Here is a 17,314-nt window from a genome sequence, read left to right on the forward strand (position 1 = left end):
AGCCGCAACCATCCCTCCGGATGCTGCGACTGCCACCGTGGCGCTCGCGGGGCCGCGCCTCTCATTGCCTGCCGGACGGGAACTATCGTTGTTCCCGCGCAAACAGGCGCTGCCACCCGTTCGCAAGTTTGTGGCCCGACAAAGAGCCGCCGGGCACCGCCGCCTATCGTTGCCCTGCATCAGCCGAGCGAACGAGGGCAGCCGTGGCCATCACCATCGAGATCGATCACGCCAAGACGCGGCGCATGGCGCAGGGCCAAGGCCAAAGCAAGGGCCAGGGTCAGGCCCGCGGCCCGGCACGGTCGTTGCGCAGCGCTGGCGGCCCCGTGGTTCCGCAGGGTGTCAAGGGCCCGATCCGGCGGCTGAAATGGCTGATTCTCGTTCTGACGCTCGCCGTCTACTACATCACGCCGTTCGTGCGCTGGAACCGCGGACCGAATGCCCCGGGCCAAGCCGTGCTGCTCGATTTCGCCCACGGAAAGCTCTATCTCGGCCCCGCCGAGATCTGGCCGCAGGACCTCTACCTCATCACCGCGGCGATGCTGCTGGCGACGTTCATCCTCGTCCTGGTCAACGCGCTGGCCGGCCGTCTGTGGTGCGGCTTCGCCTGTCCGCAGACGGTATGGACCGACCTGTTCCTGCTGATCGAGCGCCTCGTCGAGGGCGACCGCCGGCAGCGGCTGAAGAACATCGGCGCGCCGCTGACGGCGCGGCGGATCGCACAGATCGCCACCAAGCACGCGCTGTGGATGGCGATCGCGCTCGGCACCGGCGGCACCTTGATCTTCTACTTCACCGATGCGCCGGAGCTGGTGCGCGATGTCCTGCATGGCGAGATGTCGGCGACCGCGCTGACCTGGATCTTGGTGTTCGCCGGCACGACCTATGGCCTCGCCGGCTTCGCGCGCGAGCAGGTCTGCACCTTCATGTGCCCGTGGCCGCGTCTTCAAGGTGCGATCTGGGATCCGGAAGCTTTCACGGTGAACTATCGCGATTATCGCGGCGAGACCCGGATGTCGGCGAAGAAGGCCGCCGAGGCGCGGTCGCAGGGGCTGCCGGCCGGCGATTGCGTCGATTGCGGCGCCTGCGTCGCGGTCTGCCCGATCGGCATCGACATCCGGCAGGGTCCGAGCTTCGCCTGCATCAATTGCGGCCTCTGCGTCGATGCCTGCGACGGCGTGATGGCGAAGCTCGACCGTCCGCGCGGCCTGATCGACTACGAAAGCTGGCGCAACATCGAGCGCGGCCGTGTCGGCGAGCCGCGTGTGTCGCGGCTGGTGCGGCCGAAGACGATCGGACTCGCGCTGGCCTGCGTCGCGCTGGCCGGCGTCATCGCGGTGTCGTTCGTGACCAAGACCACGGCCGTGCTGTCGGTGCAGCACGATCGTGATCCCCTTGCCGTGCGGCTGTCGGATGGTTCGGTGCGCAACGCCTACACCGTCAAGCTGCTCAACAAGTCCTCGGCCGTGCAGAGCTTCAAGCTCGGGATCAGTGGCGTCGACGCGGCGCTCGCCATCGTCGGCCATGCGGCGGCGGATGCGATCGAGGTCGAGCCCGACGGCTCGGAAACGCTGCGGGTGACGCTGACCATGCCAGAGCCCGAGGATGCCGACGTCACCTTCGAGGCGGTCGATCCGAGCGGGCAGGTCGTGCTGACCGCGCACGATCGCTTCGTCAACCGGTAGAGGAGGCTCAGAGATACGCCTTCGGCAGCAGCATGTGGATGCCCTTGTTGCCGTCGACCAGCTGGGTGACGCGCAGATTGCCGGCCAGCGAGCACAGCATGTAGGCTTGGTTGCGCGACAAATTGGTGCGGGCGCAGACATGCTTGACCATCTCGCGCACCGCCTGCTTGGCGGCATCGTCGAGATCCTCGTCGAGGCCGATCGACATCAGGTGGGTGGCGTTCTCGGCGAACGGCCAGGTGATGTCCATGTCCTTGCGCACGGTGAGGCGGAAGCTGCCGGTGACGCCGGTCTCGAGCGCGGTGATGCAGACCTCGCCGTCGCCCTGCACGCCATGGCCGTCGCCGGCAAAGAACAGCGCGCCCTCGTTGAAGACGGGCAGATACAGCGTGGTGCCGGGCCGCAGCTCCTTGTTGTCCATGTTGCCGCCAAAACTGCGCGGCACCGGCGAGCCGCACCGCCCCCAGGCCGGCGGCGGCGCAGTGGCGATGATGCCGAAGAACGGATCGAGCGCGATCTCGGTGCCCCAGGGCATGATGCAGACCTGGCGGTCGTGGTCGACCTTGGGGTGGATGGTCTCGTAGTCCGTGAACTCGTCTGGCAGGGTGCCGAGCAGCGGCAGGATCGAGACGAAGCCCCAGTCCTGGCTGACCTTGACGTTGAGGATGTCGACCTGGAGCGTGTCGCCGGGCTGCGCGCCCTTCACATAGACCGGGCCGGTGATGAAATGCGGTCCGGGCCCCTGGATCATGGTGTCGAGCGCAGTGAGGTAGTTGGCGGGAACGATCCTACGGTCCTCGGGCAAGGTCTCCTTACCGCCGGCCGGAAAGGAATGCAGCGTCACGGTGTCGCCGGAGGCGACCTCGAGCACCGGCGGCGTCGTGCTGTCGAGATAGCCCCAGACCATGCTCTCATGCGTCGCGGGAATCTCGTGGCGTTTGGACATGGCAGGGCTCCTCGGGTCTCGGTCTTTGCAGCTGATATCAAGGCAGGATGTCGCGGTCGGCAACGCCAAAAACTGTTCAGCCTTGCTCACACGACCGGCAGCGGGCGACGTGTCTGGCGACGCGCGTCAATTTTGCCAATTGGCGGCGAGGCGCCGGCGGCCTGCGATGAGCCCGCATCGCCGCGCTTGACCTCGATCGCGGTGCGCCCACGCGGAGCGCGGTTGCGAGACCCATGCGTTGCCGCACTACCAAGCTCATGGAATTCATGCGAGATTGACCGCGTTGGCCGCGTAGGGGTACCTGATCATGCGACGTTCCCTGCACACCGAGCACGAAATTCTGGTTCTGCTTGGCGAGGCGGAGTCGGGCGTTCCGATTGCCGAAATTTGCAGCACGGCCGGCGTGTCGCTGCGCACCTTCTATCGTTGGCGTCAGCGCTATGGCGGTCTCAGCAGTCCTGCTCTGCGTCATCTGAAAGAGCTGGAGATCGAGAATCAGCGGCTGCGCTCGCTGGTGACGAAGCTCGTCGAGGGGCAGCCGAATGCAAACACGGCCATCAAGGCTGCGCCGGTGCCGCAGCGCCAGGACTGCGGCAGCACGCCTCACGGCGTGGCCGGCGCGCCGGGGCAGGGACGTGGCGCCGTCATTGGCCGCTATGCCTCGGTGCGCTATGGGCGCTGACTGATCCTGCGTCTTCCGGTAGGATCATCGGCCGGATCGCTCCGGCCGATGATCTGCTGATTGCTGCAAGCTTACGTCGCGAGCTGATTGCCGATCGGCAGCGCCCGCAGGCGCTTGCCGGTGGCGGCGAAGATCGCATTGGCGAGCGCCGGCGCGAACGGCGGCACGCCCGGCTCGCCGACGCCGCTCGGCGGCGTGTCGGCATCGGCAGGGACGATGTGCACGTTCGTGATCAGCGGGGCCTCGTCGATCCGGACCACCGGATGGTCGTCGAAGTTGCGCTGCTGCACCCGGCCGTTCTTGAAGCTCACCTCGCCATATTTGGCGAGGCTCAGCCCCATGATCGCGGCACCTTCGAGCTGCGAGGCGATACGCTCGGGGTTGACGAAGGTGCCGCAGTCGATCGCGGTGTCGACCTGGTGCACCACAAGCTTGCCCTTGTCGTCGACCGACACCTCCACGATGGTAGCGATGTAGCTGACGAAGCTGCGATGCGCGGCGATGCCGAGACCGTGGCCCTTGGGCACCGACCGGCCCCAATTGCCTTTCTCGGCGACGAACTCGACGACGCGGCGCAGCCGTCCGGTATCGATCGGGTAGCTCTCGTAGGGCTCGCCGTAGTTCCAGAGGTCCTTCACCGAGGTGAGCTTGAGCACGCGCGGGCTGCCGATCAGATCGAGCAGCGTGTCCTTCTGGTCGCGGCCGGTGGCGTGCGCGATCTCGCCGACCATCGACTGCACGGCGAAGGCGCGCGGGATGTTCGAGACCGACCGGAACCAGCCGATGCGGGTCATCGCCTTGGCGGCCGGATTCTCGCATTGGATGTTGGCGATCTCGAACGGCATGTCGACGAGGCCCATGCCGAGCTCGAACGGCGCGGCATGGTCGGCGCCGGCGGCGAAGGTCGACAGGATGGTCGGCGCGACGCTGCGGTGACGCCACGCCACCACCTTGCCGCTCTTGTCGAGGCCGGCCTCGATGCGCTCCACCGACACCGTGTGCAGGAAATCGTGATGGATGTCGTCATCACGCGTCCACTGCACCTTGACCGGCGCGCCCACCGTCTTCGACAGCAGGGCGGCCTCGAGCGCGAAGTCGCATTTGGACTTCCGCCCGAACCCGCCGCCGAGCAGGGTGACGTTGACGGTCACGTTCTCCGGCGGAATCTGCAGCGTCTTGGCGACATCCTCGTGCGTGCCGCCGGGGCTCTGCACCGGCGCCCAGATATCGGCCTTGTCGCCCTTGACGTCGGCGACCGCGACCGGCGGCTCCATGCTGGCATGAGCGACGTGCGGCAGGTAGTACTCACCGATGACGACCTTGTCGGCCGACTTCAGCGCGGCCTCGACGTCGCCTTCCTGTCGCACGACGAGGCCCGGCTGGCGCGCGGCGGCCTCGAGCTCGGCCCGATAGGCGACAGAGTCGTAGCTCGCATTGGCGCCGTCGTCCCACTCGACCTTGAGCACGTCGCGGCCCTTGATCGCGGCACCGGTGTTGCGTGCGATCACGGCGACGCCGCCGAGCGGCTGGAACTTCGACGGCCACGGCCAGCCCTTGACCTCGATCACCTGCTCGACGCCGGGCACCTTCAGTGCCTCGGCCGGATCGAACGACTTGACCTTGCCGCCGGTCACCGGCGGCCGGGCGATGACCGCGTATTTCATGCCGGGCAGGCGGACGTCGGCGCCGTAGCGCGCCTTGCCGACGGTGATGTCGTGCAGATCGACGATGCTGACCTGACCCTTGCCGAGATAGCGGAAATCCCCAGGCGACTTCAGCTTGATGGTGTCGACCGCAGGCACCGGCAGACCGGCGGCATCGGCTGCGAGCTCGCCGAAACCGAGGCGGCGGCCGCTGGCGCTGTGCACGACCTCATGATTGACGGCTTTCACTTCGCTCGGCGGCACACCGAGGCGCTTGGCCGCCGCGGCTTCGAGCATTGCCCGCGCCAGTGCGCCGATCTGGCGCATCGGCAGCAGATAGTGCCGCGTGCTGCGCGAGCCGTCGGTATCCTGGTTGCCGAACTTCACCTCGTCGCCGGGGGCCTGCACGACGCGCACGCGCGACCAGTCGGCTTCCATCTCCTCCGCTACGATCAGCGGCAGGCTGGTGCGGACGCCCGTGCCCATCTCGGAGCGATGTGCAACGATGGAGACGATGCCGTCGGGCGCGATCGAAACGAAGATCTTGGGATCGACCACGGTGCCGTGCGGCATCTTGCCGGCGCCGGTCTCATAGGCGGCAAACGCCGGGCGCGACAGCAACGGAGCCGCGAGGACGAACCCGCCGGCAAGGCCCAGCGTCTGCAGGATGGCGCGGCGCGAGACGTTCTCGACCTTGAGATGCCGCTCGAAGCCGCGGCGAGAAGCAGACTTTGCGATGTCGGGATTTGCGATGATGCTCATGATCACACCCCCGTCGAGGCCAGATGGACCGCATTCTCGATGCGCTGATAGCAACCGCAGCGGCAGATATTGCCGGACATGGCGTCCCGGATCTGGTCATGCGACGGCTTGGGATTCTGGTTGAGCAGCGCCGCCGCCTGCATGATCTGTCCGGCCTGGCAGAAGCCGCATTGCGGCACGTTGACCTGGCGCCAAGCCTTCTGCACCGGATGATCCCCGGTCGGATGCAGGCCCTCGATGGTGGTGACCTCGCGGCCCGCGACATCCGAAATCGCCGTGATGCAGGAGCGCGCGGCCTCCTTGTCGACCATCACGGTGCAGGCGCCGCACAACGCCGCGCCGCAACCATATTTCGAGCCGGTCAGGCCCAGCTCATCGCGCAGGTACCACAGCAGCGGCAGGCTCGGATCGCCATCCCAGCTCTGCTCCTGTCCGTTGATTTTCACCTTGATCATGCTCGCCCTCGTTCTGTCGGACCAATGGTTGTTGGTTCTGATCGTTGGTGGACGCGCGCGGGACCACATGTCCTGAGTACACGCGCCGGATCAATTGGGAGTTGTCGGAAACGATCCATGATAGCAGACCGGGACAGACATCGGTCTACACAGGCGCGTGTGTTGTCAGAGCAGACGAGCGCAGCGCGTGCAGCCCACTGCAATGCAAACGCAGAACAATGGACGATGCGCCGACGACAATGGTGGCCACCGGACAATAACGACGGCGAAAAAGAATGCCTCGCCAGCGTGGGGCAGGCGAGGCACCAAGTCTTCAGGAAGGAACGCTTCAGTTGTACGCTTGGTAGGTTGCGGCCGTCAGGCCGCCTTTGCTTTCGCCACGTGGGTGGCAATCGCATCCATCAGGGCCGGCGACAGGCAGTCATAGGGTTCGAGCCCCAGCTCCTTCAATCGCGCCCGAATCTCGCCCATCTGTTCCGGCTTCACGCCCGACTCGATCACCGAGGAGACGAAGGCCGCAAAGCCCGGCGCGGCCGAACCCTGCTCCTGGAACAGCTCGGGGTGAATGAAGTCGAGGCCGTAGAACGGGTGGCCCGTGTTCTCGATGCGGCCATACATGTGCGTGCCGCAGCCGGTGCAGGCGTAACGCTGGATGACGGCGGAGGGATCGACGATCTTGAGCTTGTCGCCGTTCTCCAGCACCGTGACGTTCTGCCGCGGCACCACTGCAACGACCGAGAAGGTCGCGCCGGAGGGCTTCCAGCATTTGGTGCAGCCGCACGCGTGGTTATGCGCGACATCGCCCTTGATGCCGACCTTGACCGGCCGGTCGTGGCATTTGCAGACCAGCGTGCCGCCGGCGAAATGGCCGCTTCCCTGTTTGACGCCGTTATCGACGGACGGATGGATGTGGACAGTCATGGCGCAATCCTCCTCAGTTTTGCGTGCTTGGGGTCAGAACACGACGACGGAACGGATCGATTTGCCCTCATGCATCAGGTCGAAGCCCTTGTTGATGTCTTCGAGCTTGAGCGTGTGGGTGATCATCGGGTCGATTTCGATCTTCCCGTTCATGTACCAGTCGACGATCTTGGGAACGTCGGTGCGCCCGCGCGCGCCGCCGAACGCCGTGCCCTTCCAGACGCGTCCGGTGACGAGCTGGAACGGGCGGGTCGCGATCTCCTTGCCGGCCTCGGCGACACCGATGATGATCGATTCGCCCCAGCCGCGATGGCAGGCTTCCAGCGCCTGGCGCATCACCGTGGTATTGCCGGTGCAGTCGAAGGTGTAGTCGGCACCGCCGTCGGTGAGCGCGACCAGGTGCTGGACGATGTCGCCGGTCACCTTCTTCGGGTTGACGAAATGGGTCATGCCGAAGCGGCGGCCCCATTCCTCCTTGCCGTCATTGAGGTCGACGCCGATGATCTTGTCGGCCCCCGCCATCCTGGCGCCCTGAATGACGTTGAGGCCGATGCCGCCGAGGCCGAACACCACGACGTTCGCGCCGGGCGTGACCTTCGCCGTGTTGACGACCGCGCCGACGCCGGTGGTGACGCCGCAGCCGATATAGCAGCTCTTGTCGAAGGGCGCGTCCTCGCGAATCTTCGCGACCGCGATCTCCGGCAGCACGGTGAAGTTGGAGAAGGTCGAGCAGCCCATGTAGTGATAGATGGCCTGGCCCTTGTAGCTGAAGCGCGACGTGCCGTCGGGCATCAGGCCCTTGCCCTGCGTGGCGCGGATCGCGGTGCAGAGATTGGTCTTGCGGCTGAGGCAGCTCTTGCACTGGCGGCATTCCGGTGTGTAGAGCGGAATGACGTGGTCGCCGGGCTTGACCGAGGTCACGCCAGGGCCGACTTCGCGCACGATGCCGGCGCCCTCATGGCCGAGGATCGAGGGGAAGATGCCCTCGCTGTCGAGACCGTCGAGCGTATAGGCATCGGTGTGGCAGATGCCGGTAGCCTTGATCTCGACCAGCACCTCGCCGGCCTTCGGCCCTTCGAGGTCAACCTCGACGATCTCCAGCGGCTTCTTGGCTTCGAAAGCGACCGCGGCGCGCGTCTTCATGTCTCAAACTCCTGTTTCAGTCTGTCAGGCCCGCGACCCTGTCCAGGGAAACTGTCCAGGCGCGGTCCTCGTCGTCAGTCATTTCTTGCCCATGCAGGAGTTCTCCGCTTCCGTATAGGCTGGCGGCTTGTCCTCATGCTTGGCGGGGCGAACGCGGCCCACCGCATCATCGCCGCGGGCGCGCAGGTAGACGTAGAGATCGTCCATGTAGCAGGCCACGTTCGGATTGTCGCCGAAGGCCGGCATGACGTTCTCCTGGGACGTGCTGACATTCTTGCGGCCGCTGGCGATGGTCCCGATGAAGTCGCCGTAGCTCATGTTCTTGACCGAGTCCTTGAGCGCCGGCGCGTAAGTCGATCCCATGCCGTCGGGGCCATGGCAGACGTGGCATTCGGAATGATAGCGGCGGTATCCGGAGTAGGTGTACCAGTCGACCGTTCCGTCGGCGGCCACCTTGTAGGTCGGAATGCCATCCTTATCGAAGTACTTCCCGTCCTCGGATTTGACGGCCTTGGCATCGCCGGGACCTTCGGCCCAGGCATTTTCGGCGACAGTCATCCCGCCGGTTGCCAGGCTCAGAGCCGTGGCGACCGCAAACCAGATTCTACGCAAGGGCGTTTTCCCATAATTTTTTGGAACAGGCGAACCGGCGCATGGATGAGATCCATGCGCCGGAGGCAGGTACCTGGCTTACTGCGGCAGCGAAAACACGGTGAGCGCGCCGCCGAGAGCGGTGTAGTTGCTCAGCGCGGCGTAGCCGCCGACGGCACCGAGACCGGCGGTCGGATCGGTCAGACCCGCCGCGAGACCAATGCCGGCCCAGCCACCGACACCCGAGAGAACGGCGACGTACTGCTTGCCGTTGGCCTCGTAGGTCGTGACGTTGCCGATGATGCCGGACGGGGTCTTGAACTTGTAGAGCTCCTTGCCCGTCTTGGCATCGACCGCCTTGAGGTAGCCTTCGAGCGTTCCGTAGAACACCACGCCGCCGGCCGTCGCGAGCGCACCGGACCACACCGAGAACGGCTCCTTGTTCGACCAGGCGATCTTGCCGGTCTTGCCGTCCCAGGCGATGAAGTTGCCCATATGGGTGTCACCCGCCGGCGGATACATCGACAGGGTCGCGCCGACATAGGGTTGACCTGCGGTGTAGCTCACCTTGAAGGGCTCGTAGTCCATGCAGACATGGTTGGTCGGCACGTAGAACAACTGCGTGTCCGGCGAGTAGGCGGCAGGCTGTTCGTCCTTGGTGCCGAGCGCCGCCGGGCAGATGCCCTTGGTGTTGACGTCCTCACCCTGCTTGTCCGTCGAGTATTGATCGACAACCTTCGGACGGCCGTAGGTCGCAGAGTTCTTGTCCATGTCGACGCCGGTGGTCCAGTTCACCTTCGGGTCGTACTTCTCGGCAACCAGCAGCTCGCCGGTGGCACGATCAAGCGTGTAGCCGAGGCCGTTACGATCGAAGTGCGTGAGCAGCTTGCGCGGCTGGCCGTTGATGGACTGGTCGGACAGGATCATCTCGTTGACGCCGTCATAGTCCCACTCGTCGTGGGGCGTCATCTGATAGACCCACTTCGCGACGCCGGTGTCGGCATGGCGGGCGAAGATCGTCATCGACCACTTGTTGTCGCCGGGACGCTGCTTCGGATTCCAGGTCGAAGGATTGCCCGACCCGTAATAGACCATGTCGAGCTGCGGGTCGTAGGAAATCCAGCCCCAGGTGCAGCCGCCGCCGGTCTTCCACTGATCGCCTTGCCAGGTCTTCAAGCTCGAGTCCTTGCCGACCGGCTTGCCGAGCGCGGTGGTGTTGGCGTCGAACAGGATCTGGTCATCCGGACCTTCAGAGTACGCCTTCCAGACCTGCTTGCCGCTCTTGATGTCGTAAGCGGTCATGCTGCACTGGACGCCGAACTCGCCGCCGGACGTGCCGACCAGCACCTTGTCCTTCACTACGAGCGGAGCCGAGGTTCCGGTCTGTCCCTTGGTCGGATCGCCATTGACGGCGGTCCAGACGTGCTGGCCGGTCTTGGCGTCGATCGCCACCAGCTTGTCGTCGGCCTGATGCAGGAAGATCTTGCCGTCACCGTAGGCGACGCCGCGGTTGACGGTGTCGCAGCACATCACCGGAATGACGTTCGGATCCTGCTTAGGCTCATACTTCCAGACGATCTTGTTGTCCTGCGCGAGATCGAGCGCATAGACCTTGTTCGGGAACGGCGTGTGCACATACATCATGTTGCCGATGATGAGCGGCCCGCCTTCGTGGCCGCGCAGCACGCCGGTGGAGAAGGTCCACGCGACCTGCAGCTTGCCGACGTTCTGGGCGTTGATCTGGTTGAGCTTGGAGTAGCGCGTGTTGGCGTAGTCGCCGGCCGGCATCACCCAGTCCTTCGGGTTGGCCGACATCTTGACCAGCTCTTCGCTGGCAAATGCGCCACCCGCGGCAAGCGCCGCGACTGACGTCAGACATGTTGCGAGTAGCACTCTTCGCATCGTCTTTCCTCCCGGGTTCAACTGAGGTTCCGCAGCACGCGGCCCAGTATTCGTTTTCGGCATCATTGAATATCCACTTCCCAACCGGGAAACTTGCCCAAAAGAGAAAAGAGCTTGCTCAAGAGTGAAGCGAATAGAAGTTTTTGAAGGAGATTTTGCTTTGCTGGTCCGCAACATGAGCGCCATTCTTGCTGCGCAGCATCAATTTGCAGCACCATGGTTCCACCGAAGGTTGACGTTCCCCTTGACCTTAAAGAGACGAAGGCGGAGGATCACGCGGGGCGCGTTATGGAACGAAGTGCGCCGCGAAAGCCGCGGCCTTAAAATGGGAGCAATCTTGCTGCAGTCTCGTTCGCCGTCCTGCGGCGGACCCGTTGCGTTTCGATCATGAATCGGTGGATGAAACATGTCCGACACGATCCGCTCGCTTAATACTTCGGGATTCTCACCGAAGAGCCAGATCCAGCGTTGGTCAGATGCACTGACCGACCTGTGCGGACGTTTCGATGTCGATCCGCTGGAGGGGGCCTCATTCGAGGGGCGCATCAATTTCACGACGGTGTCACGTCTGAAGCTCTGCCAGATCGAGGCCAGCCAGCACCGTATTGCGCATACCTATGCGCGTGCGCAAAAGGCGGCACATCCCTACATCAAGATCTTGTTCCAGACCTATGGGACGTCCTATTTCGAGCAGGATGGCCGCCAGATCGAGATCGGCCCGGGCGATTGTCTCGCCTATGACGTCTCGTCGCCGCACACCATCATCAGCCCCGCGCTGACCCGCCATGACGTCGTGATCGTGCCGAAGGAGCTACTGCAGGAGCGCGGCTTCCGGTCGGAAAAGATGCCCGCGTACAAGCTGTCTGCGCGGAGCGGGACCGGTCGGATTGCGCATGACGTCACCCACGCCGCGTTCGATGAGGCGACCCGGCTTTCGCCCAACTCGGCCGTCAGCGTCGCCGAATCGCTGATCGATCTGTTGCTCCTGCCGCTGCGTGAAGCCGATCGCATGCTGGATCGGGCGGGACCCGAGGCGATCTATATCCGCGCTCAAGCCTTCATCCGCGAGCATCTGCGCGATCCTGACCTTTGCATCGATCAGATTTCGGCGGCTCTGGGGTGCACCAAGCGCTACCTTCACATGGTGTTCAGCGATCGTGGCATGACAGTCAGCGACTACATCTGGCGGGCTCGGCTTCAGCATTGCCGGCAGGAGCTGGAGACGCAGAGCGGCAAGACCATCACCGATGTCGCGTTCTCGTGGGGTTTTTCGAGCTCGTCGCACTTCAGCCGCGTCTTCCGCAAATATTTCGGCGTCGTGCCGTCGTCGGTTCACAAGACGGCGGCGCGCTGAGCGCTCCTGGAGCGGCCGTTAGCGTGCGCCGCTCCGGATGATCCTCTGGAACGCGTCACCCAGAATCACCGGCTGACGCGGCGGAAGGTAGGTCAGTCCTGCGGATTGGCCGAGAGTCGCCAGGGCTCCTGAGGCCTCGAGCTCCGTCAAGGCCTTGTCGACCGATGCGATGAGCTCGGCAGAGCTGGCCAGCCCCACATAGCCTCGGTTCACACCAATCGGATAGCTGTACCCCGACGCGCTCAGCCTGGTGTCGGGATGAGCGGCCCGATACGCATCGAAGCGTCTGCCATCGAGCAGGGTTGCGTCGAACTTGCCCAGTTCGAGCGCCCCGAGCAGATCGTCCCGCGTCGGAATCAAATGCGTGATGTCGTCGATCAGCCGCCCCTTGTCGAACGTCATCAGGATTGCATCTGCCAACGTGCCGCTCTCGATTGCCAGCCGCAGCCCGGCCAGATCGCCGATGTCGGTAATCGGGCGCTGTTTCGCGGAAGGGCCGAGAACGACGGTCAGGGTCGAAAACATATAGGGCTTGCTCGGCGTCAGCGTGCCGAGGGCAACACGGCGGCGGCGGTCGTCGCGCGTGGCGCCATCGAAGTCCGGCAGCTTGGCCGTCTTGACGCCAGGCGCAACCAGTCCGTCCTGGGTAAACGCATAGCTGCCGAGCAGCGAGCAGCGTCCGTCCGATAGCAGCGCATTCGCCTCCAGCGCCGGACTGGAATCTTCGTCCAATTTGCTTTCGTACCACTGGATCTCGAGCTTCCTGCCAAGGCGGTCGGCGATCGCCTGACCGAGCAGGACATCGAAGCCGCCGCCGGGCTTGCCGCGATGATGGACCGAGAGCGGCGGAAGATTTTCGTCGAGACAGATGCGCAGCACGTCGTCAGCGGCCAAGGCCGCCGACGACATTGCCGACATCATCAAGGCAGCAAGCCAACAGCAGAGATGACGCATCACTGCGCTCTCCGGCTCGAGACGTAGGCCCACAGTGCGGTGATCTCGTCATCGCTGAGAATGTCGCCCCAGGGCGGCATACGGCCGTTCTTGCCCTGCTTCACCGTGGTGACGAAACGAGGCTGATCATCGGGAAACCGGCGCAGGTCCGGCGTTATAGTCCCGGAGTTCACCATGTTGGGCCCGTGGCAATGCGAGCATTTCTGGGCGAACGTCGTCTTGCCGAGGTCCACCTGGCTGTGTGCCGCGCTGTCATCTTGTTGTTGGGCGAGGGCGGCCGTCGACAGGACGGCCAACGTCGCCACGACGGCGGCGAAGGCCGCCGCCGCTTTCATGAACGTATTCTGTCTCACGAGCGATCCGCACTCAGTTCTTGACCGCGAAGACCCACAACGAGCCGCCCGCCGGAACGTTGGCGAGGCGCTCGTCACCGGAGAACAGCGAGTAGACGCCGCCATAGCCGGAGGTGACAGCGACATACTGGACGCCATCCTGCTGCCAGGTGACGGGCTGGCCCTCGATGCCGGAGCCGGTCTGGAACTGCCACAGCTTCTTGCCGCTGTCGGCGTCGAAAGCCTCGAACTCGCCGGTCAGCTTGCCTGAAAACACCACGCCGCCTGCCGTGGACAGCACGCCGGAGAAGCGCGGGATGTCGCTCGGCTGCTCCCACTTGGTCTTGCCGGTCATCGGATCGATGGCCTTGAGCTGACCGCGCGGCCCTTCCGGCCAATCCCACAGGTCCGTCAGATCCATGCCGAGGTACCACTCGCCGGCCTTGTAGGTCGCAGGCTCGGTCTTGTAGTGGCCGCCGAATACGAGCGTGTTGGCGTAGGCCAATCCGGTTTGCGGATTGAACGACATCGGCTCCCAGTTCTTGCCGCCGAGAATCGACGGATAGACCGTGACCTTCTTGCCCTCGCGCGCATCACGCGTGACATCGGTCTCGACCGGCTTGCCCGTCTTCAGGTCGATGCTGGAGGCCCAGTTCACCTTCACATAGGGGTTGGCCGCGAGCAGCTTCCCATTGGTGCGATCGAGCACATAGAAGAAGCCATTGCGGTTGGCGTTCATCAGCACCTTGGTCTGCTTGCCCTCGACGTTCATGTCGGCGAGCACCATCTCCGCGACCGCGTCGTAGTCGAACGGATTGTTCGGCGAGAACTGGAAGTGCCACTTCATCTTGCCGGTCTTCGGATCGAGCGCGAGCACCGAGCAGGTGTAGAGGTTGTCGCCCGGGCGCACCGCCGCGTTGAACGGTCCGGGATTGCCGACGCCCCAGAACACGGTGTTCTGCTCGGGATCGTACGATCCTGTGATCCAGGTCGAGCCGCCGCCGAGCTTCCAGGTGTCGCCCTTCCACGTGTCGCCGCCGGGTTCATCCGGGGTTGGCACCGTGTGCGTGCGCCACAAATGCTTGCCGGTCGCCGGGTCCCAGCCATCGATGAAGCCGCGTGTGCCGAACTCGGCGCCGGAGATGCCGGTCAGCACGACGCCGTCGGCGACCAGCGGCGCCACCGTCATCGAGTAGCCTTCCTTGATGTCGGCAGCCTTCTGGCGCCACAGCTCCTTGCCGGTCTTGGCATCGAGCGCAATGACGTTGGCATCGAGCGTCGTGCGGAACAGCTTGCCGTCGTACAGCGCGGCGCCGCGATTGATGATGCCGCAGCAGACCACGCGCGGCGTCTCGGCAGGATAGTCGATCTTGCTTTTCCAGATCTGCTTGCCGGTCTTGGCGTCGACGGCCATCGTCGCGTTGTGGGTCGTGACGTAGAGCACGCCCTGGTAAACCAGCGGCTGCGACTCCTCGCTGCGGTCATCGGCGAAACTGTAGTTCCAGACCGGAACCAGGTTCTTGGCGTTGTCCTTGTTGATCTGGTTGAGCGGGCTGAACCGCTGCAGATTGTAGCCCATGCCGTAGTTGAGAACGTTCGCCGTATCAGTTGCACCCTTGACCAACTGATCGGCGCTCTGCGCGCTTGCACCATGTGATGCAAAAAGGGCGAGGCCTGCGGCCAGCGCGATCCGCTTCATTCATTTCCTCCGAGATTTTTATGCGCGCCTATCCTGACGCTGCGGGAACAACACTCCGCTCGAAATCGGGAACCGTCAATACGAAAAGCTGGCAACCGCCCTCGGCGTATCGGGAAGCCGTCCTCGCTCGATTCGGGCATAGCGGCCAAGCCGTTGCGCCGCTCACCGATCGGGATCGGCAAAATGGCACCGCCGTCATGCTGCATTGCGGCACGAACATTGCTTCACTGCATCATGCCGGGATAACAGAGGAGTAGGCGGATGAGACGAACCATCCTTTGGCTCGGCATGCTTTGTTGCCTTTGGGTGAGTGCGAGTGCGCGTGATCTCGGTCAGTGGGGAGCGGTCGATCCGGCGTTGCGCCAATGGTACGAGGCGCTGATGCAGCCTGACGTGCCGACGGCATCGTGCTGCGGCGAGGCCGACGCCTACTTTGCCGATGAGATCCATGTTCGCGACGGCAAGACCTATGCGATCATCACCGACGACCGTCCCGATGAGCCGCGTGGCCGTCCGCATGTCGATGTCGGCACGGAAATCGAGGTCCCGGATCACAAGCTGAAGTGGGACAAGGGAAATCCGACGGGGCACGGCATCATTTTCCTGAGCCGCAATCGGTATGTGTTCTGCTATGTGCAGCCGGGCGGTGCGTGAGCGGATGCTGCGGGCGCTCGTCCTCGGCGGATGATGCCTGCGTCGAGCAGCCGGAGACGGGCGGGCGGCGATTGCGGCGGAACGTTGTCGGGTCAACTACGCGACATCTGCATAGGGATCCGCCGGCGACGGTCGAGCCTTGCGTTCTTCCGAACGCGATCCTAGCTTCGGCCTTGGCGCGAGCAATGCGCCAGTCAATGATAGTCGAACTTGGGAGCTTGAAATGGCCTGGAAGACACCGAAGATCGTCGAAGTGCCGGTTGGCATGGAAATCAACATGTACGCCTGTGCGGCGCGCAAGTAACGCGTAGCGATCTGCCAAGCCACGAGGAGCGCCATTCGCTTCTGACTGGCTTGGCGGATCCATTCGATGGACGATCCGCGAGATCGTCCCGGCGACCGGCCTGTCGGCCGATCGGATATGACGGGCACGCCGCCGAACGTTGGTGACGGCCTGAGGACCGTCCAAGGGTCAGACGTCCTGCGTGTCGAAGATATACAGATCGACGCCGCCATCGGCGAAGTTGGGCAGATCGCCCGCCGCCGCCTTGCCTTCGGCAGAGCTCATCCCTGCCTGCAGTGCCGACATCGAATCGAATACCAGGGTGGCGACGAGGTGGAGGTTGGTGGGCCCCCCCGGCCCATTCACCGGACCGCGGCTGATATCGTAGCTCTTCAGACCGGGAATCTTCTTCGCCAGCGGCACATGGACGTTCATATAGTGTTTGTCGAACGCCTCGGCGCTCTTGGGGGTCTTGTAGAGTACGAGAACCTTGGGCATCTGCTTCCTCCGCATTCGCTCTTTTTGAGGTCGATCGACCGATTCCATTGCAGCCGATCTGCCGGTTCGGATCAAGCGTCAGGGCGGCTTCGCCCAGGGATCGTCGCTCCAGCCTCGGTTCCGCTGCATAATTTGTTGCGGGCGGAGAAACTGATGCAGCCGGATGTCGTAGTTTCAGATAAGCTGTTTCAGGCTTATCGAAGGACAACGAGCCATGAGCTCCATCGATCTCGTCATCACCGTCTGCGCAGTCCTGTCTCCGGCCACCTGCGAGGAGCAGCATCTCGTTTTCGCCGATGGCGGCGCCTCGCTGCAGCAATGCGCGATGAAGGCGCCGCCCTACATCGCCCAGTGGATCGGCGAGCACCCGAAATGGACTGCAGTGCGATGGCGCTGCGAATATCCGCACAGCAACGACAAGGCCTGAGGCCGGCTTTGCCGCAGGCGTGTCAGCCGCCTATTTCGTGCATTCCTTGAGGTCCTTGTCCGCCACCGAGACCACGGCGTCGGCCGTGATGTCGAGGTCGCGAACGACGCATTGGCGCTCGCCGGCATAGCTCACCTTGGCGTCGTAGCGCCCAGGCTCGACTCCGGTCAGCTTCAGCCGTTCGTCGTGATCGAGCTCCTTGTCCTTGTCGTTCAGCGTCTGATTCGGTCCCCAGTTGTTCTGGCCGGCCGGAGAGAGCTGAAAGCCGGTCATCGTTGCGGTGGTCAGATTCCAGAGCCGGATGCCCTTGCTTTGTGCGGCGGTCGCGAGCGGGATGCCGAACAGAATGATCGCCGTCACGGCGAATGCGCGTCTCATGGCGT

Annotated in this window: 18 protein-coding genes; 6 read left to right on the forward strand and 12 right to left on the reverse strand. The window is 64.1% G+C overall.

What is annotated here, in order from left to right; genetic code table 11:
- The first annotated feature begins 203 nt into the window (after positions 1 to 203).
- Complete coding sequence (gene ccoG / locus ACQR1F_RS02660) at positions 204 to 1,685, forward strand: cytochrome c oxidase accessory protein CcoG (RefSeq protein ID WP_434880240.1); 1,482 nt, start codon at positions 204 to 206, stop codon at positions 1,683 to 1,685.
- 7 nt (positions 1,686 to 1,692) lie between these two features.
- Here the strand turns inward: ccoG and ACQR1F_RS02665 are convergent, their stop codons facing one another.
- Positions 1,693 to 2,631, reverse strand: a complete 939-nt coding sequence (locus tag ACQR1F_RS02665) for an acetamidase/formamidase family protein (protein WP_315803735.1) — start codon at positions 2,629 to 2,631, stop codon at positions 1,693 to 1,695.
- A 307-nt stretch (positions 2,632 to 2,938) separates the two neighbouring features.
- On the opposite strand from ACQR1F_RS02665, the gene ACQR1F_RS02670 reads away from it, so the two are divergent.
- The gene (locus tag ACQR1F_RS02670; protein WP_316179899.1) at positions 2,939 to 3,313 is read left to right on the forward strand and encodes a transposase; all 375 of its coding nucleotides are present in this window, start codon (positions 2,939 to 2,941) and stop codon (positions 3,311 to 3,313) included.
- 71 nt (positions 3,314 to 3,384) lie between these two features.
- Here ACQR1F_RS02670 and ACQR1F_RS02675 read toward each other — a convergent pair whose 3' ends face one another.
- From ACQR1F_RS02675 to xoxF5, 6 genes are all read right to left on the reverse strand, one after another.
- The gene (locus ACQR1F_RS02675; RefSeq protein WP_434912494.1) at positions 3,385 to 5,718 is read right to left on the reverse strand and encodes a molybdopterin cofactor-binding domain-containing protein; all 2,334 of its coding nucleotides are present in this window, start codon (positions 5,716 to 5,718) and stop codon (positions 3,385 to 3,387) included.
- Between the two features lie 2 nt (positions 5,719 to 5,720).
- Positions 5,721 to 6,173, reverse strand: a complete 453-nt coding sequence (locus ACQR1F_RS02680) for a (2Fe-2S)-binding protein (protein WP_316179901.1) — start codon at positions 6,171 to 6,173, stop codon at positions 5,721 to 5,723.
- 357 nt (positions 6,174 to 6,530) lie between these two features.
- A complete protein-coding gene (gfa, locus tag ACQR1F_RS02685) occupies positions 6,531 to 7,094 on the reverse strand; it encodes an S-(hydroxymethyl)glutathione synthase (RefSeq protein WP_315713222.1) in 564 nt (187 codons plus the stop codon).
- A gap of 33 nt (positions 7,095 to 7,127) precedes the next feature.
- Positions 7,128 to 8,237 (reverse strand): S-(hydroxymethyl)glutathione dehydrogenase/class III alcohol dehydrogenase, encoded by a 1,110-nt coding sequence (locus ACQR1F_RS02690; protein ID WP_434848496.1) that lies wholly within the window; start codon positions 8,235 to 8,237, stop codon positions 7,128 to 7,130.
- A gap of 78 nt (positions 8,238 to 8,315) precedes the next feature.
- Entirely contained in the window at positions 8,316 to 8,795 is a 480-nt protein-coding gene (locus ACQR1F_RS02695) for a c-type cytochrome, methanol metabolism-related (protein WP_316179903.1), read from the reverse strand.
- Between the two features lie 132 nt (positions 8,796 to 8,927).
- A complete protein-coding gene (gene xoxF5, locus ACQR1F_RS02700; protein ID WP_434912495.1) occupies positions 8,928 to 10,730 on the reverse strand; it encodes a lanthanide-dependent methanol dehydrogenase XoxF5 in 1,803 nt (600 codons plus the stop codon).
- A gap of 406 nt (positions 10,731 to 11,136) precedes the next feature.
- Here xoxF5 and ACQR1F_RS02705 point away from each other — a divergent pair, with 406 nt between their 5' ends.
- Positions 11,137 to 12,084 (forward strand): helix-turn-helix domain-containing protein, encoded by a 948-nt coding sequence (locus ACQR1F_RS02705; RefSeq protein ID WP_434893858.1) that lies wholly within the window; start codon positions 11,137 to 11,139, stop codon positions 12,082 to 12,084.
- Between the two features lie 18 nt (positions 12,085 to 12,102).
- Here the strand turns inward: ACQR1F_RS02705 and ACQR1F_RS02710 are convergent, their stop codons facing one another.
- Genes ACQR1F_RS02710 through ACQR1F_RS02720 form a run of 3 tightly spaced genes read right to left on the reverse strand, consistent with a single transcriptional unit; the run spans position 12,103 to position 15,069 of the window.
- The gene (locus ACQR1F_RS02710) at positions 12,103 to 13,038 is read right to left on the reverse strand and encodes a substrate-binding periplasmic protein (RefSeq protein ID WP_434893865.1); all 936 of its coding nucleotides are present in this window, start codon (positions 13,036 to 13,038) and stop codon (positions 12,103 to 12,105) included.
- Positions 13,038 to 13,373 (reverse strand): c-type cytochrome, encoded by a 336-nt coding sequence (locus tag ACQR1F_RS02715; protein WP_315803726.1) that lies wholly within the window; start codon positions 13,371 to 13,373, stop codon positions 13,038 to 13,040. The genes ACQR1F_RS02710 and ACQR1F_RS02715 overlap by 1 nt, the downstream gene beginning before the upstream one ends.
- A gap of 31 nt (positions 13,374 to 13,404) precedes the next feature.
- Positions 13,405 to 15,069 carry a methanol/ethanol family PQQ-dependent dehydrogenase gene (locus tag ACQR1F_RS02720; RefSeq protein WP_434883305.1) on the reverse strand — a complete coding sequence of 555 codons (1,665 nt, stop codon included), beginning with the start codon at positions 15,067 to 15,069 and terminating at the stop codon, positions 13,405 to 13,407.
- A gap of 261 nt (positions 15,070 to 15,330) precedes the next feature.
- On the opposite strand from ACQR1F_RS02720, the gene ACQR1F_RS02725 reads away from it, so the two are divergent.
- The gene (locus ACQR1F_RS02725) at positions 15,331 to 15,723 is read left to right on the forward strand and encodes a hypothetical protein (protein WP_315803724.1); all 393 of its coding nucleotides are present in this window, start codon (positions 15,331 to 15,333) and stop codon (positions 15,721 to 15,723) included.
- A 223-nt stretch (positions 15,724 to 15,946) separates the two neighbouring features.
- Positions 15,947 to 16,027 (forward strand): pyrroloquinoline quinone precursor peptide PqqA, encoded by an 81-nt coding sequence (gene pqqA / locus ACQR1F_RS02730; protein WP_009031067.1) that lies wholly within the window; start codon positions 15,947 to 15,949, stop codon positions 16,025 to 16,027.
- Positions 16,028 to 16,195: 168 nt separating this feature from the next.
- Here the strand turns inward: pqqA and ACQR1F_RS02735 are convergent, their stop codons facing one another.
- On the reverse strand, positions 16,196 to 16,504 hold the full coding sequence (locus ACQR1F_RS02735) for an EthD family reductase (RefSeq protein WP_315803723.1): 309 nt from the start codon (positions 16,502 to 16,504) through the stop codon (positions 16,196 to 16,198).
- 214 nt (positions 16,505 to 16,718) lie between these two features.
- Here ACQR1F_RS02735 and ACQR1F_RS02740 point away from each other — a divergent pair, with 214 nt between their 5' ends.
- Entirely contained in the window at positions 16,719 to 16,931 is a 213-nt protein-coding gene (locus ACQR1F_RS02740; RefSeq protein WP_315713207.1) for a hypothetical protein, read from the forward strand.
- A 30-nt stretch (positions 16,932 to 16,961) separates the two neighbouring features.
- Here the strand turns inward: ACQR1F_RS02740 and ACQR1F_RS02745 are convergent, their stop codons facing one another.
- Positions 16,962 to 17,309: a hypothetical protein gene (locus ACQR1F_RS02745; protein ID WP_316179906.1), complete on the reverse strand. Its 348-nt coding sequence runs from the start codon at positions 17,307 to 17,309 to the stop codon at positions 16,962 to 16,964.
- Positions 17,310 to 17,314: the final 5 nt, after the last annotated feature.

This window comes from Bradyrhizobium sp. HKCCYLS3013, from assembly GCF_051167615.1.
Classification (GTDB): Bacteria; Pseudomonadota; Alphaproteobacteria; order Rhizobiales; family Xanthobacteraceae; genus Bradyrhizobium.

Coding starts and splice junctions, on each gene's coding strand:
- ACQR1F_RS02665 (WP_315803735.1), bottom strand. CDS start 2,631: ATGTCCAAACGCCACGAGATTCCCGCGACGCATGAGAGCATGGTCTGG.
- ACQR1F_RS02670 (WP_316179899.1), top strand. CDS start 2,939: ATGCGACGTTCCCTGCACACCGAGCACGAAATTCTGGTTCTGCTTGGC.
- ACQR1F_RS02675 (WP_434912494.1), bottom strand. CDS start 5,718: ATGAGCATCATCGCAAATCCCGACATCGCAAAGTCTGCTTCTCGCCGC.
- ACQR1F_RS02680 (WP_316179901.1), bottom strand. CDS start 6,173: ATGATCAAGGTGAAAATCAACGGACAGGAGCAGAGCTGGGATGGCGAT.
- gfa (WP_315713222.1), bottom strand. CDS start 7,094: ATGACTGTCCACATCCATCCGTCCGTCGATAACGGCGTCAAACAGGGA.
- ACQR1F_RS02690 (WP_434848496.1), bottom strand. CDS start 8,237: ATGAAGACGCGCGCCGCGGTCGCTTTCGAAGCCAAGAAGCCGCTGGAG.
- ACQR1F_RS02695 (WP_316179903.1), bottom strand. CDS start 8,795: ATGACTGTCGCCGAAAATGCCTGGGCCGAAGGTCCCGGCGATGCCAAG.
- xoxF5 (WP_434912495.1), bottom strand. CDS start 10,730: ATGCGAAGAGTGCTACTCGCAACATGTCTGACGTCAGTCGCGGCGCTT.
- ACQR1F_RS02705 (WP_434893858.1), top strand. CDS start 11,137: ATGTCCGACACGATCCGCTCGCTTAATACTTCGGGATTCTCACCGAAG.
- ACQR1F_RS02710 (WP_434893865.1), bottom strand. CDS start 13,038: ATGCGTCATCTCTGCTGTTGGCTTGCTGCCTTGATGATGTCGGCAATG.
- ACQR1F_RS02715 (WP_315803726.1), bottom strand. CDS start 13,373: ATGAAAGCGGCGGCGGCCTTCGCCGCCGTCGTGGCGACGTTGGCCGTC.
- ACQR1F_RS02720 (WP_434883305.1), bottom strand. CDS start 15,069: ATGAAGCGGATCGCGCTGGCCGCAGGCCTCGCCCTTTTTGCATCACAT.
- ACQR1F_RS02725 (WP_315803724.1), top strand. CDS start 15,331: ATGAGACGAACCATCCTTTGGCTCGGCATGCTTTGTTGCCTTTGGGTG.
- pqqA (WP_009031067.1), top strand. CDS start 15,947: ATGGCCTGGAAGACACCGAAGATCGTCGAAGTGCCGGTTGGCATGGAA.
- ACQR1F_RS02735 (WP_315803723.1), bottom strand. CDS start 16,504: ATGCCCAAGGTTCTCGTACTCTACAAGACCCCCAAGAGCGCCGAGGCG.
- ACQR1F_RS02740 (WP_315713207.1), top strand. CDS start 16,719: ATGAGCTCCATCGATCTCGTCATCACCGTCTGCGCAGTCCTGTCTCCG.
- ACQR1F_RS02745 (WP_316179906.1), bottom strand. CDS start 17,309: ATGAGACGCGCATTCGCCGTGACGGCGATCATTCTGTTCGGCATCCCG.